Annotated in this window: 1 protein-coding gene; it reads left to right on the forward strand. The window is 63.4% G+C overall.

Going from position 1 to position 875, the window contains the following annotated elements:
* On the forward strand, positions 1 to 875 hold an 875-nt coding region (ccsB, locus tag FSO04_RS45875; RefSeq protein WP_154568022.1), incomplete at both ends, for a c-type cytochrome biogenesis protein CcsB.

The raw sequence follows: 875 nt of genomic DNA on the forward strand, positions 1-875 counted from the left end.
GCCGCGCTGTCGTTGCTGGCAATCCAGATCTATCAGGGCGATCTGTCGCGCGCGGATAGCGCGTTCTTCCTTAAGTATTTCCTGTCGAGCCAGTCCGCGATTCTGTGGATGAGCGCGCTCTTCGTCTTCGCCACCGTCTTCTACTGGATCGGCCTGCTGTCGCGTTCACCGACCGGTGCCGCGATCGGTTCGAAAATGACGTGGGCCGCGGTGGTGATGGGCTTTGTCGGTCTGATGGTGCGCTGGTACGAGTCGTACCTGATCGGCGCGGACGTCGGCCATATTCCAATCTCGAACCTGTACGAAGTGTTCGTGCTGTTCAGCCTGATCACCGCGCTGTTCTATCTGTACTACGAGCAGCACTACAACACGCGTGCGCTCGGCGCATTCGTGCTGCTGGTGATCAGCGCGGCGGTCGGTTTCCTGATGTGGTACTCGGTCGCGCGTGACGCCCAGCAGATCCAGCCGCTCGTGCCGGCGCTGCAGAGCTGGTGGATGAAGATCCACGTGCCGGCCAACTTCATCGGCTATGGCAGTTTCGCGCTGTCGGCGATGGTCGCGGTCGCGTATCTGGCGAAAGAGCGCGGCGTGCTGGCAGACCGCCTGCCGCCGCTCGATGTGCTCGACGACCTGATGTACAAGTCGATCGCCGTCGGCTTCGCGTTCTTCACGATCGCGACGATCCTCGGCGCGCTGTGGGCCGCGGAAGCGTGGGGCGGCTACTGGAGCTGGGACCCGAAGGAAACGTGGGCGCTGATCGTGTGGCTGAACTACGCGGCCTGGCTGCATATGCGCCTGATGAAGGGCCTGCGCGGCGCGGTGGCGGCATGGTGGGCACTGACTGGCCTGCTGGTGACGACCTTCGCCTTCCTCGG

Origin of the sequence: Paraburkholderia madseniana (genome assembly GCF_009690905.1) — a bacterium.
GTDB lineage: Bacteria > Pseudomonadota > Gammaproteobacteria > Burkholderiales > Burkholderiaceae > Paraburkholderia > Paraburkholderia madseniana.